Source organism: Kitasatospora saccharophila (assembly GCF_039529925.1).
GTDB lineage: Bacteria > Actinomycetota > Actinomycetes > Streptomycetales > Streptomycetaceae > Kitasatospora > Kitasatospora saccharophila.
In genome coordinates this window covers 1-11,824 of sequence record NZ_BAAANS010000080.1, presented here as the reverse complement: position 1 = coordinate 11,824, position 11,824 = coordinate 1, and the positions used below count along the sequence as shown (strand labels likewise).

Annotated in this window: 11 protein-coding genes; 6 read left to right on the top strand and 5 right to left on the bottom strand. The window is 76.2% G+C overall.

Annotation, left to right across the window (positions count from 1 at the left end; all coding sequences use genetic code 11):
• Positions 1–57 precede the first annotated feature (57 nt).
• Positions 58–558 (bottom strand): peptidylprolyl isomerase, encoded by a 501-nt coding sequence (locus tag ABD345_RS35675; RefSeq protein ID WP_344558412.1) that lies wholly within the window; start codon positions 556–558, stop codon positions 58–60.
• Between the two features lie 196 nt (positions 559–754).
• Between ABD345_RS35675 and ABD345_RS35670 the strand changes: the two genes are divergently transcribed.
• Positions 755–1,456 (top strand): protein kinase family protein, encoded by a 702-nt coding sequence (locus ABD345_RS35670; RefSeq protein WP_344558411.1) that lies wholly within the window; start codon positions 755–757, stop codon positions 1,454–1,456.
• A gap of 48 nt (positions 1,457–1,504) precedes the next feature.
• On the opposite strand, the gene ABD345_RS35665 is transcribed toward ABD345_RS35670, so the two are convergent.
• Positions 1,505–1,693, bottom strand: coding sequence for a zinc-binding dehydrogenase (locus ABD345_RS35665; protein WP_344558441.1), 189 nt, complete (start codon positions 1,691–1,693; stop codon positions 1,505–1,507).
• On the opposite strand from ABD345_RS35665, the gene ABD345_RS35660 reads away from it, so the two are divergent.
• The 3 genes from ABD345_RS35660 to ABD345_RS35650 all read left to right on the top strand — a co-directional run bounded on the left by ABD345_RS35660 (position 1,628) and on the right by ABD345_RS35650 (position 5,576).
• Positions 1,628–2,155, top strand: a complete 528-nt coding sequence (locus tag ABD345_RS35660; protein WP_344558410.1) for a TetR family transcriptional regulator — start codon at positions 1,628–1,630, stop codon at positions 2,153–2,155. The two genes, ABD345_RS35665 and ABD345_RS35660, sit on opposite strands and share 66 nt — an antisense overlap.
• Before the next feature lie 280 nt (positions 2,156–2,435).
• Positions 2,436–3,125 (top strand): hypothetical protein, encoded by a 690-nt coding sequence (locus ABD345_RS35655; protein ID WP_344558408.1) that lies wholly within the window; start codon positions 2,436–2,438, stop codon positions 3,123–3,125.
• A 144-nt stretch (positions 3,126–3,269) separates the two neighbouring features.
• A complete protein-coding gene (locus ABD345_RS35650) occupies positions 3,270–5,576 on the top strand; it encodes an FdhF/YdeP family oxidoreductase (protein ID WP_344558439.1) in 2,307 nt (768 codons plus the stop codon).
• Here the strand turns inward: ABD345_RS35650 and ABD345_RS35645 are convergent.
• Together ABD345_RS35645 and ABD345_RS35640 are read right to left on the bottom strand one after the other, a co-directional pair.
• Positions 5,539–5,817 (bottom strand): hypothetical protein, encoded by a 279-nt coding sequence (locus tag ABD345_RS35645; RefSeq protein ID WP_344558407.1) that lies wholly within the window; start codon positions 5,815–5,817, stop codon positions 5,539–5,541. The two genes, ABD345_RS35650 and ABD345_RS35645, sit on opposite strands and share 38 nt — an antisense overlap.
• Before the next feature lie 64 nt (positions 5,818–5,881).
• The gene (locus ABD345_RS35640) at positions 5,882–6,523 is read right to left on the bottom strand and encodes a GNAT family N-acetyltransferase (RefSeq protein ID WP_344558406.1); all 642 of its coding nucleotides are present in this window, start codon (positions 6,521–6,523) and stop codon (positions 5,882–5,884) included.
• 274 nt (positions 6,524–6,797) lie between these two features.
• On the opposite strand from ABD345_RS35640, the gene ABD345_RS35635 reads away from it, so the two are divergent.
• Both ABD345_RS35635 and ABD345_RS35630 read left to right on the top strand, forming a co-directional pair.
• Complete coding sequence (locus ABD345_RS35635; protein WP_344558405.1) at positions 6,798–9,203, top strand: ATP-binding protein; 2,406 nt, start codon at positions 6,798–6,800, stop codon at positions 9,201–9,203.
• Between the two features lie 417 nt (positions 9,204–9,620).
• Positions 9,621–10,703 (top strand): phytanoyl-CoA dioxygenase family protein, encoded by a 1,083-nt coding sequence (locus ABD345_RS35630; RefSeq protein WP_344558404.1) that lies wholly within the window; start codon positions 9,621–9,623, stop codon positions 10,701–10,703.
• Between the two features lie 37 nt (positions 10,704–10,740).
• Here the strand turns inward: ABD345_RS35630 and ABD345_RS35625 are convergent, their stop codons facing one another.
• Entirely contained in the window at positions 10,741–11,724 is a 984-nt protein-coding gene (locus tag ABD345_RS35625) for an LLM class flavin-dependent oxidoreductase (protein ID WP_344558403.1), read from the bottom strand.
• Positions 11,725–11,824: the final 100 nt, after the last annotated feature.

Genomic DNA, 11,824 nt, shown 5'->3' with positions numbered 1-11,824 from the left:
TGCCCCGCCCCTGCCCCGCTCCCCCGGGGCCGGGGCGGGGTGCGTTCCGCGGCGGTCCTACTCCACGACCTCGGCGGAGAGCAGCAGCACGTCCTCCTTGGGGACGTCCGCGTGGCCGCCCTTGGAGCCGGTGGGCACCGACTTGATCTCGTCCACCACCTCCCGGCCCTCGACGACCTCGCCGAACACGGCGTAGCCCCAGCCCGGGCCGCTCTTGGCGGTGTGGTCGAGGAAGGCGTTGTCCGCGACGTTGACGAAGAACTGGGCGGTGGCCGAGTGCGGGTCCGCGGTGCGGGCCATCGCGACGGTGTACCGGTTGTTCTTCAGCCCGTTGTCGGCCTCGTTCTGGATCGGGGCGCGGGTCTCCTTGCGGCGCAGGCCCGGCTCCATTCCGCCGCCCTGCACCATGAAGTCGTCGATGACCCGGTGGAAGACGGTGCCGCTGTAGAAGCCCTCCCGCACGTACTGCAGGAAGTTCGCGACCGTGGCCGGGGCCTTCTCGGCGTCCAGCCGGATCACGATGTCGCCGTGATTGGTGCTCAGCTTGACCTTGGACAAGGCAACCTCACTGTCTGTCTGCTGCGTCCGATGCGTCGACGCGAAGATCGTCGCCGCCCATTGTCGCAGCCCCCCGGCGCGCTCCCCGCGCCGCCACCCCGCGCGGTAGCGTGGGGCGGCGGCGCGCGGCCCGAAGTGCGGGCCGGGAGGCGCGCCCGTCCCTTCCTCCGGGCCACGAAGAAAGATGACGCACGGGATGCACATCCTGGACGATCCCACCGGTCTCACCCCCCTCGCGCAGGACCTGCTGCGCCGCACCGGCCGGCGGGAGCCGCCCCCGGAGCCCCGGCTCGCCGGGGACTTCCGGTGGGTCCGCGAGCGCGCCGGGCGGCGGGTGCCGCCGCCGGTGCTGCTGCTGATCCGCCGTGAGGGGTTCGAGCAGCGCTACGGCGGCCTGCGCTACCTGGTGCGCGGCGGCGAGCCCGCCGGAGCCCGCGAGTGGGTCTACGACCTGCACCGGGACATGGGGGCCGACCCGGCCGGCGGCTGGTACTTCGACTGGTTCGGGGAGCGCGTCTCCTCCCCGGTGGGCCACCGCGTCCACACCGACGGGCGGGCCGGGGTGACGGACGGGAGCGGCGTGTTCCTGGAGATCGCCCCCTCCGTCCCGGCCCTGATCGAGTCGCACGCCCTGCTCGACCGGTTCTCCGGCTGGGAGCGCCGCACCGGCGCCGGCACCCTCGCCGCCGCCCGCCGTCTCGACGGCCTGACCGACGTCCCCGAAGCCTCCGGCCCCACCGTCCGCTGGCGGGTCTCCGAGGACCTCGCGGTCCAGGAGTTCCAGCTCTGGGCCGGCCCTCCGCCCCGCCCCTGGCGCGCCTGGATCTGGACCCGCGGCGAAGCCGCCCGCGCCCGCCTCGCCCGCACCCTGGCCCGGGCCGCGGCGGACCGCCCCTGAGCCCTGTCGGAGGGCATCGGCGCATCTGCCCGCGGTGGCGGAGCGGCCTCAGGCCGCCAGGGGTGGCAGTTCGATCACCACCTTGCCGAAGGCCGAGCCGGAGGCGTAGTACCGGAAGGCGTCCACGGCCCGGTCGAAGGGGAAGGAACGGTCGATCACCGGGCGGATCCGGTGCCGCTCGACGACCTCGTCGAGTGCGCGGAACTGGGCGCGGCTGCCGACCGCGACCGGTCGCAGGACCGCGCCGGAGGCGAAGAGCCGCCGGAGGCGAAGAGCCGCCGGGCGTCGATCGGCGGGGCGGTCTCGGAGAGGAAGCCGACCATCGCGATGTGCCCGCCGAGGGCGACCGTGGCCGTGCGGGCCGGTGCCGAAGTGGTAGCGCCAGCGGATGGTGGCCCGCTCCCCCGTCACCACCACCTCGTCGGGGACGACTTCCGCGGCTGCCGCTACCTCGCCCTCGCCGACCCCGAGCACCCCGGCCACGCCGTCACCCGCGAGTACCGCGAGCACGTCGCCGCCCTGTTCGCCGCCGAACTCGCCCGCCTCGGCCACCCCCGGCCCGCCGCCGCCGGCGACCAGCTGCTGCTGCTGGTCGACGGCGTCCTCGCCGCCGGCGCGACCCGCCCCGGAACCAGCCCGGCGGCAGCCGCCCGCGAACTCGCCGAGCAGGTCGTCGGGCAGGCGCCCGGCGCCCGCTGAGGGCTGCCGCCGGGGCGGGGCCGTGCCGGAGCGGATGCTGGTCCGGCTGTGGCCGGTGGCCGGGGGCGAGGGCCTGCGGAGGGTCGAGCGCCGGGCGCCGTCGGCGGACTGACGGCCGTCCGGGCGGGGTGTCCGCTTGTCCGTCGCGGTCCGGATCGTCCCCGGGCCGGTGCGCGCGTGGGCGGAACGGCCGGGCGGGGGGCCGTCCGGCTGTGGTACACACACCGTCAGCACGCCCGCGCGGGAACCGCGTTCGGGGCGATCCACAGGGGGGGAACACATGCGTTCGATCCGTCTTGCCGTCAGAGCCACCGGCCTGCTGGCCGCCGCCGTGCTGGCGGTCGGCTGCGGCAGCGGTGGGGGCGGCGACAGCGCTCCGGGCCGCGCGGGCCTCCCGTCGGGGGCTCCGTCCCCGGAGGGCACGGGCGGGCCGGGGGCGATGCCCTCGCCGGTCGACCTGCTGCCGGAGCCGAGCGGCGAGGTGGTGCACGGCTCCGTCCCCAAGGACGGGGGGTACGCGTACACGGCCCAGCTGGTCGGGGGCGTGCACAGTGCGGTGGCGCTGCCGGGCGTGCCCGTGCCGACCGGGAAGACGGCGGTGCTGGTCCGGTTGAGGCTGGCCTCCGACCCGGTGGGGCGCTCCTCGATGGCGCCGCCGGACGTGCTGGTGTCGCTGGAGGGCGACTGGTGCGGGCAGCCCGGGAACAGCTGCCGGTGGATGGACGGCAGCTCGCAACTGGTGGCCGAGTCGAGCGTCCGGGCGGGCAACCGCTACGACACCGTGCCGATGGGCGACGGCATGAACGCCGGCACCGTCTACTACCGCTACTACTGGCAGTTCGTTCCCGAGGGCTCGGCGCTGTCGAACGGCAAGCTGTGCTTCACCCGGAACAGCGGCGACGAGATCTGCACCCCGCTCGGCCCGGTCACGCCGCTGACGGAGCAGCTGGGCGACCACGACCTGAGCTGAGGTCCACCGCCGCGCCGGGTGCCACCCGCCCGGCGCGGCGGTGGGGCGCGGGCGGGCGGGCGGTGGGCACGATGGGGGTTCCGTTGCCGTGTGGAGTGCCCGAGAGCCGGGAGGCGTGCCGTGACCGCTGCCGAAGAACCGCAGGTGGAACCGAGTGTGGGGGCGGAGCCGTCGGCGCCGCCGTCGTTCGAGCCGTACCGGCACCCGGCGGCCGGGTGGGGGGCGGCGAAGAGCGTGGCGAAGGTGCTGGCCGCGACCGGGGAGTGGGTGGAGGGGCCCCGGGCGGTGTTGAAGATGAACCACGAGAACGGCGGGTTCGACTGTCCGGGGTGCGCCTGGCCGGACGACTACAAGGGCCTGCACCTGGACATCTGCGAGAACGGGATCAAGCACGTCACCTGGGAGATGACGGGCAAGCGGGTGGGGCGGGAGTTCTTCGCCGCGCACACCGTCTCCGAGCTGTCGGGGTGGAGCGACTTCGCGCTGGAGGACCGGGGGCGCCTCACCGAGCCGATGGTCTACGACCCGGACACCGACCGGTACGTCCCGATCGACTGGCAGCGCGCCTTCGACCTGTTCGGCGAGGTGGTGCGCGGCCTGGACGACCCGAACGAGGCGGCGTTCTACACCTCGGGGCGCCTGGGCAACGAGGCTTCGTTCCTGTACCAGTTGATGGCCCGTGAGCTGGGCACCAACAACCTGCCGGACTGTTCGAACATGTGCCACGAGGCGTCCGGGCGGGCACTGACGGCGTCGATCGGGACGAACAAGGGGACGGCCGACCTGCGCGACTGGGAGGCGGCGGACGCGCTGTTCGTCCTGGGCGTCAACGCGGCGTCCAACGCGCCGCGGATGCTGACCGCGCTGGCCGACGCGACCCGGCGCGGGGCGAAGGTGGTGCACGTCAACCCGCTGGTGGAGGCGGCGGCGACCCGCACCATCGTGCCGCACGAGTTCGGGAACATGGCGCTGGGGCGGGCGACGTCCACCGGCAGCCTCAGCCTGCAGGTGCGGATCGGCGGGGACATGGCGCTGCTGCGGGGCATCGCGAAGGCGGTGCTGGAGCAGTCGGCGCACGACCCGAAGGCGCTGGACGAGCAGTTCGTCGAGCGGTACACCACCGGGTTCGCCGAGTACCGGGAGCTGGTGGAGCGGACGCCCTGGGAGGAGCTGGAGCGGCAGAGCGGCCTGAGCCGGCCGCAGTTGCTGGCGGCGGCCCGGGTGTACCGGGAGGCGGACCGGTCGATCTTCTCCTGGTGCCTGGGCGTCACCCAGCACGAGCACGGGGTGGACACCGTCCGGGAGATCGTCAACGTGCTGCTGCTGCGCGGCAACCTGGGCCGGGAGGGCGCCGGCCCGTCGCCGGTGCGCGGGCACTCCAACGTGCAGGGCAACCGGACCTGCGGAATCGACCACCGTCCGGCGCCGGAGTTCCTGGACCGGCTCTCGCGGGTCTGCGGGATCGACGCGCCGCGCGCGCACGGGCTGGACACCGTCGGGGTGATCGGGGCGATGGCCCGCGGCGAGGTGAAGGTGTTCGTCGGGATGGGCGGCAACTTCGCGCAGGCCGCGCCGGACACCGCGTACACCCACGAGGCACTGCGCCGCTGCGAGCTGACGGTGCACGTGTCGACGAAGCTGAACCGCAGTCACCTGGTGCACGGGCGGCGGGCGCTGATCCTGCCCTGCCTGGGCCGCACCGAGCAGGACCGGCAGCGCGGCGGGGTGCAGGCCGCCTCGGTGGAGGACTCGATGAGCATGGTGCACCTGTCGGTGGGGATGCGGAAGAAGCCCGCCTCCCGGCAGCTGCTCTCCGAGCCGGCGATCGTCGCGGGCCTGGCCCGGGCGGCGCTGCCGGGCAGCCGGACGCCCTGGGAGTGGTACGTCGAGGACTACGACCGGATCCGCGACACCATGGAGAAGGTGCTGGACGGCTTCGAGGACTTCAACCGGCGGGTGCGCCTGCCGCTGGGCTTCCGGATCCGGCAGCCCGCCCGCGAGCTGGTGTTCCTGACGCCGTCGGGCCGGGCCGAGTTCTCCGCCGCGCCGCTGCCGGACGTGCTGCCCGAGCCGGGGACGCTGGCGCTGGGCACGATGCGCTCGCACGACCAGTGGAACACCACGATCTACTCGGACGACGACCGCTACCGGGGCGTGAAGAACCTGCGCACGCTGGTGTTCATGAACCGCCAGGACATGCGCGAGCGGCACCTCGCCGAGTTCGACCCGGTGGACGTCACCGCCACCGCCCGGGACGGCTCGACCCGCACCCTGCACGGCTACCTCGCCGTCCCGTACGACCTGCCCCGGGGCTGCGCGGCGGGCTACATGCCGGAGATGAACGTGCTGTGCGCGATCGGCGACTACAGCACGCAGAGCGACCAGCCGATCATGAAGCACCTCAAGGTGACGGTCACCGCCGCTGCCGGAGCTGCCGCCGCCGGCGCCTGAGCGGGCCGAGCAGGGGCCGGAAGCCGTCGGGCGCCTCGACGGGGGCGATCCGGTCGGCCTGCGCGCGCAGTTCCACGTGCGCCTGGTACGAGGTGGCGCGCACCGCCTCCTCGTACCCGGCCAGCGCGCCGCTCAGCGCGGCGGCGCCGGTGCCACCGCGGCGGCGCAGCGCCCGCCCGGCGAGGCCGAGCCCGGTCAGTACGGTGGCCAGCACGCCCAGCACGATCAGGTAGGGCACCATCGTTCCGCTCCGTCCTCCGTTCCGCACCGGGCCAACGGACGGACGGGCGCGGACGTGCCCGCCGTCAGCGGCCGAAGAGTTCGGCGCAGGCGTCCAGGCCGGTCAGCCGGGTCTCGGGGCGCTCGGTGGCGTCCCACTGCTCGCGGGTGATCCGCAACCGCAGGGTGGTGGCGGGCTCGCCGTGGCGGCTGTCGCGCTGGATGCCGTCGGGCTGGTAGCCGAGGCGGCGGGAGACGGCGAGCGAGGGGGCGTTGTCGGTGTAGCAGTGCGAGGTGGCGTCGGTGGCGCCGAGCCCGGCGAAGACCAGGTGGAGCACGGCGGCGCGGGCGGCCGTGCCGAGGCCGCGGCCTTGGTGCGGCAACGCCAGCCAGGAGCCGGAGAGGACCTCCCGGCGCAGCGCGAAGTCGGTGGCGCGGACGGCCTGGACGCCGACCGGGTGCCCGTCGGTGAAGACCGCCAGGGGCAGGGTCCAGTCCTCGGGGCTCCAGCCGGCCTGGGCGCGCCAGTGGGTTCGCAGGACGGCCCGGGCGCGTTCGGTGGGGGTGCCGTAGGCCCAGGTGGAGCCGAGGGGGCGGGTGCCGGGGGCGACCACGCCGTGCGCGGCGAGGTCGGCGAGTTCGTGGAGTTCCGCTTCGGTGGGCAGCCGCAGTTCGAGGCGCTCGGTGCGGACGGTCAGGCCGGGCAGCGGCCAGTGCTCGGTGGGCATCTGTCGAGTGTGCCCGCGGCGGGGCGTTCGGGGTGGGGGTTTCGGGGCATCGCACTCCGCTGGCCTGGTCGGTTCCGGTGGACGGCCCGTCCGTCGCTTCCCCGGCGACGGACTAGGCTGGCGCGCGGCGTGCTGCGGGCCTGGCACCGCCTCCATCCTTCGGGTTCGCACGGGGCACCGGCAAGGTGTTGCCCGTTGACAGGCGACGGGTGGCAACACCCGCGGCACCGCACGGGGGCAGTGACGGCGGATCAGGAGAGTGGGGGCCGGGGCCGTGAGGTTCGGCGAGCGGCTGCGGGCGCTGCGGCAGGAGCGCGGGCTCTCCCTCGCTGAGCTCGCCCGGGCGACCAGTTACAGCAAGAGCTACCTGAGCCGGGTGGAGACCGGTCGGCGGCCCGGCCACGAGCTGCTGGCGGCGGCCTGTGCCCGGGCGCTGGGGGTGGCTCCGGAGCTGCTGGGCCCGCCGGACGCCGCCCCGGCCGCCCCCTCGGCGACCGCCCCCGGCAGCCCCGCCGCCCCGGCCGCCCCGGTCGCGGTCCCGGTGCAACTGCCCCCGGCGCCCGGGGTGTTCGCGGGCCGGGAGGAGGCGCTGGCCGAGCTGGACGGGGCGCTGGCGGCGGCCCGGCCGCGCTGGGGCGAGGGCGGCCCGCGGGTGTGGGTGGTGGACGGGATGGGCGGCGTCGGCAAGACCGCGCTGGTGGTCCGGTGGGCGCACCGGGTGCGCGACCGGTTCCCGGACGGGGTGCTGTTCAGCGACCTTGCGGGGCACGGCAGTTCGGGCGCGCCCCGGGAGCCGGGCGAGGTGCTGGACGGTTTCCTGCGGGCGCTGGGCGCCGACGCGGGGACGATCCCGCCCCGGGTGCCGGAGCGCAGCGCGCTGCTGCGCACCCTGCTGGCCGAGCGGCGGGTGCTGCTGGTGCTGGACAACGCGGCGGCGCCCGCCCAGGTCCGTCCGCTGCTGCCGGGTGCGCCGGGCTGCCTGGTGCTGGTGACCAGCCGGACCAGGATGGCGGGCCTGGTGGTGCGGGACGGGGCGCGCCGGGTGACGCTGGCCCCGCTGCCGCCGGAGCGGGCGGTGGAGCTGCTGCGCCGCACGCTGGGCCCGGAGCGGGTGGACGCGGACCCGGCGGCGGCCCGCGAACTGGTGCTGCGCTGCGGGCGGTTGCCGCTGGCGCTGCTGGTGGCGGCCGAACGGGCGCTGTCCCGGCCGGGCCTGACGCTGGCCCGGGTCAACGAGGAGCTGCGTTCGGACCGCACCCGGCTGCACGTGCTGGCGGCGGCGGACGACGGCGACTCGGCGCTGCGGACGGTGTTCTCCTGGTCGTACCGGGCGCTGGCGCCGGAGCCGGGCCGGGCGTTCCGGCTGCTGGCGCTGCACCCGGGGGCGGGGCTGACCGCGGAGACCGCGGCGGCGCTGCTGGGCACCACCGCGGGCAACGCGCACGAGCTGCTGGACGTGCTGGCGGACGTGCACCTGCTGGAGCTGGAGGCGCCGGAGCGGTACCGCTTCCACTCGCTGCTGCAGGTGTACGGGCGGGAGCTGGCGGAGGGCCGGGACTCGCCGCGGGACCGAGCGGCGGCGCTGGACCGGCTGTACGACTGGTACCGGCAGGGTGCGGACGCGGCCGGGCGGCTGCTGGAGCCGGGGGCCCGCCCGGCGGGGGCGGCACCGCTGCCGGGGGTGCGGCCGCCGGTGTTCGGGGCGGCCGAGGAGGCGGTGGCCTGGTGCGAGGCGCACCTGGCGGACCTGCTGTCGGTGATCCGGCACGCGGCGCGGGCGGGGCGGCCGCCCGCGGCCTGGCAGCTGCCGTTCGCGCTGTGGTCGTTCTTCCACCGGCGGCACCACCGGGCGCAGTGGCTGAACGCGGCCCGGATAGCCGTGGCGGCGGCGGCCGGCAGCCCCGATCCGCGGGCCCTGACGGCGTCGCTGGCGCTGCTGGGCGCGGCGCAGCTGCACGCGGGGCGGCCGGTGGAGGCGGAGATCCACCTGCGGCGGGCGCTGGCGCGCTGCGCGGACGGGGGCGCGGACCCGGAGAGCGAGTGCGCGGCGCGCAACAACCTGGCGGAGCTGGTCCTGGGCCGGGGGCGGGCGGCGGAGGCCCTGGAGCTGCTGGCGCCGGCCCTGCCGCTGGCCCGGACGGCCGGCCACCGCTGGGTGGAGCGGGTGACCCTGACCAACCTGGGGGACGCCTCGCTGCGGCTGGGGCGGCTGGCGGACGCGGAGCGCTTCCTGCTGGAGGGGCTCTCGCTGCGCCCCGCCGGCCCCGACCCGCGCACCGAGGGCCTGGCGCTGCTCCACCTGGGCACCGTGTACCGGGCGTTGGGGCGGCTGCCGCAGGCGGTGGGCTGCCTGCGGCGGGCGCTGGAGCTGCACGACGCCTCCGGTGACCGCCGGGCCCGGGGGCGCGTCCTGGAGCAGTTGGGCCACGCCCTGGTGGCGCTGGGGCGTCCGGAGGAGGCGGTGCCGGGCCGGCACGAGGCGCCGGCCGGGCCGGCGGACGCCGGGGAGCGGCCGCCCGTCCTGCCGCTGCCCGGGGCGGGGCCGGCGGCTCCGGTGGCGGCGGCGCCGACCCCGGCCGCCCTGGCACCGGCCGTCCTGGCGCCGGCCGCCGCGAAACCCGTGGCCCCGGGGGAGGCGCGGGTGCCGGAGCAGTCCCGCCGGCACTGGTACCGGCTGTGACAGGGTGCGGCGTCCCCGGGCCGCGGTCGTGGCCGTGGTCGCGGTCGTGGCCGTGGTCGTAGCCGTGGCCGTGGTCGCAGCCGGAACCGACCCGCCACCCGGCCGGGCTGGATCCGCGGCCAACCACAGTTACCGGTCGGGAACTTGACAATGCGTATGGTCTGAACCAATCTGGCGATCGGAGCGACTTCGGCGCACTCTCCGCGCCGTCCTTCCCCGTCGCCCCGGCCCCTCGGCCCCGCTGCGGGGGCCGACCGCGACCGGCCGCCGTCCCCCGGCCCGGAACGCGTCCGCGCCGTTCTCCGTGCCGCTCCCCCGTCCCCGCGCCCCGCCGGGTCCGTCCGCGTGCCCGCGTGTCCTCGCCGGGGCGCGCGGCCGCCCGTCCGCCGCCCGCACACCCACCTGGAGGGCTGTCCCATGATGTTCGCCCCGTCCCGCCGCCCCCACCTCCACCGGGCCGCGAGCGAGCGCCCGTACTTCAGCGACGACGGCGAGTCGTACCTCGCCCAGCACACCCTGCGCGAGCTGTCCAAGACCCGTCCGCTGCGGGTGCTCTCGGCGGAGGACTTCGCGCACTGGCAGACCTACGGGTACGTGGTCGTCCGCGAGGCGGTGCCCGCCGAGCACGCCCGCCGGATGCTGGACTTCGCCTGGGAGTTCCAGGGCCTCGACCCGCGGGACCCGGACGGCTGGTTCGCCGACCGGCCCTTCCGCTCCGAGCTGGACCGGCGGCTGCACGTCTACGGCTTCGTCGAGGCGTACCACCACCAACTACTCTGGGACAGCCGGCAGGACCAGCGGGTCTACGACGCCTTCGTGGACGTCTGGGACTGCGAGGAGCTGTGGGTGACCCTGGACCGGCTCAACCTCAACCCGCCCAACCGCGGCAACCGCGACCGGGCGCTGGTCGACCCGGCCGACCGCGGCGCCGACGACCGGCTGCACTGGGACGTCGACACCGCTCTGGGCGTGCCGCCGCAGCGGGTGCAGGGCATCATCGCGCTCACCGAGACCGCGCCGGACACCGGCGGCTTCCAGTGCAGCCCGGAGCTGTTCCGCCGGTTCGACTCCTGGCGGGCCGCCCAGCCCGCCGACCGCGACCCGGCCCGCCCGGACTTCGACCGCGCCGAACTGCCGGTGGTCCGGCCCGAACTGAACCCCGGCGACCTGCTGATCTGGAACGGCCTGCTGGCGCACGGCGTCGCCCGCAACCGCTCCGAGCGGGGCGTGCGCGCCGTGCAGTACCTGTCGATGATGCCCGCCCTGGAGGAGCACGAGCGGCTGCGCAAGTCCCGCGTCGACTCCTGGCGCCACCTGCGCACCCCGCGCTGGAACCGCACCCTGGTCGGCGATCCCGTGCTGCACGAGTCCAAGCGCTACCCGACCGCGCGGCTCACCGAGCTCGGCAGCAGGCTGCTCGGCCTGAGCTCCTGGTACGAGCCGGTCGACGCGGCCGGGCAGGCCGTCTCCTGGGCGGACCGGTGCGCCGTGTCCGCCTGACCGGTCCGGGGGGCGGCGGCGCGCCGGGCCCCGTCGCTCAGTCCTTGCCCGGCAGGGCCCGCGCCAGCGACTCCAGCTCCCCCAGCCGGTCGCTCCCCACCGGGGTGAGCACGACGCACGTCGCACCGGCCGCGTGCCGCCCGGCGATCGCCGCCCGGGCCTGCTCCGGCGTACCGCTGACGGTGAGCGCGCGGACCCACTCGGCGGGCATGGTCCGGGCGAACTCCTCGCCGTCGGCGCTCGCGGCCCGGCGGGCCCGGAACTCGGCGGCGAACGGCAGCGGTTCGAGGTGCGGCGCCCAGTCGGGTTCGCCGATCGCGGACAGCCCGGGCCGGACCCGTTCGACGGCGGCCGTCCCGTCCCCGTCCGGGTCGACGGCGGCGACGTCGTACGTGATCACCTCGGCGCCGGGGCGGCCCAGCCGCTCCAGCGAGGCGGCGACGTAGCCGGGCGCGGCGGGTTCGGCCAGCAGCAGGCCGTCGGCGACCTGCCCGGCGAGCGCCTGCGACCTGGGGCCGCGCACGCCCAGCACCACGGGCGGCACCACCTCGGGGATCTCGGTGAGCCGGGCGCCGGCGCAGCGCACGTACCGCCCGTCGGCGGGGCCCGGTTCGCCGCGCAGCAGGGCGCGCAGCGCGGTGGTGTACTCGCTCAGCAGGGTGAGCGGGCTGGCGGGCCAGGCGCCGCCGGCCTGGTCCATCCACTCGCGCATGCCGTGGCCGATGCCCGCGGTGAGGCGGCCGGGGTGGAGCTGGGCCAGGGTGGCGAGTTCCATCGCGGCGAAGCAGACGTTGCGGGCCCCGGCGGGCAGGATGCCGAGGCCGACGGTGATCCCCCCGGTGGCGGCGAGCACACTGGCGGCCTGGGCGATGCCGCCGCGCCAGCCGAGGTCCTCGACCACCCACAGTTCGTCGAAGCCCAGCTCCTCGGCGCGGCGGGCGTACCGGAGGAGCTGCTGCACGGGCAGGTCGCGGGGCAGCAGCACGCCGACCCGGCCGGGGCGGCTGTCGGGGCTGGTCATGAGGGTCCATACCTTTCTTCGTGGGTTCGTTCGGATCATTCGTAAGATCGGGACACCCGGGGGCGTCCGGTGTGGCTGTCATGTGGTCGCCGCAGTCGTG

What these genes read in the sequence shown, in the direction of transcription:
- ABD345_RS35670 (WP_344558411.1), top strand. Translation starts at nt 755, where the DNA reads ATGCACATCCTGGACGATCCCACCGGTCTCACCCCCCTCGCGCAGGAC.
- ABD345_RS35655 (WP_344558408.1), top strand. Translation starts at nt 2,436, where the DNA reads ATGCGTTCGATCCGTCTTGCCGTCAGAGCCACCGGCCTGCTGGCCGCC.
- ABD345_RS35645 (WP_344558407.1), bottom strand. Translation starts at nt 5,817, where the DNA reads ATGGTGCCCTACCTGATCGTGCTGGGCGTGCTGGCCACCGTACTGACC.
- ABD345_RS35640 (WP_344558406.1), bottom strand. Translation starts at nt 6,523, where the DNA reads ATGCCCACCGAGCACTGGCCGCTGCCCGGCCTGACCGTCCGCACCGAG.
- ABD345_RS35630 (WP_344558404.1), top strand. Translation starts at nt 9,621, where the DNA reads ATGATGTTCGCCCCGTCCCGCCGCCCCCACCTCCACCGGGCCGCGAGC.
- ABD345_RS35625 (WP_344558403.1), bottom strand. Translation starts at nt 11,724, where the DNA reads ATGACCAGCCCCGACAGCCGCCCCGGCCGGGTCGGCGTGCTGCTGCCC.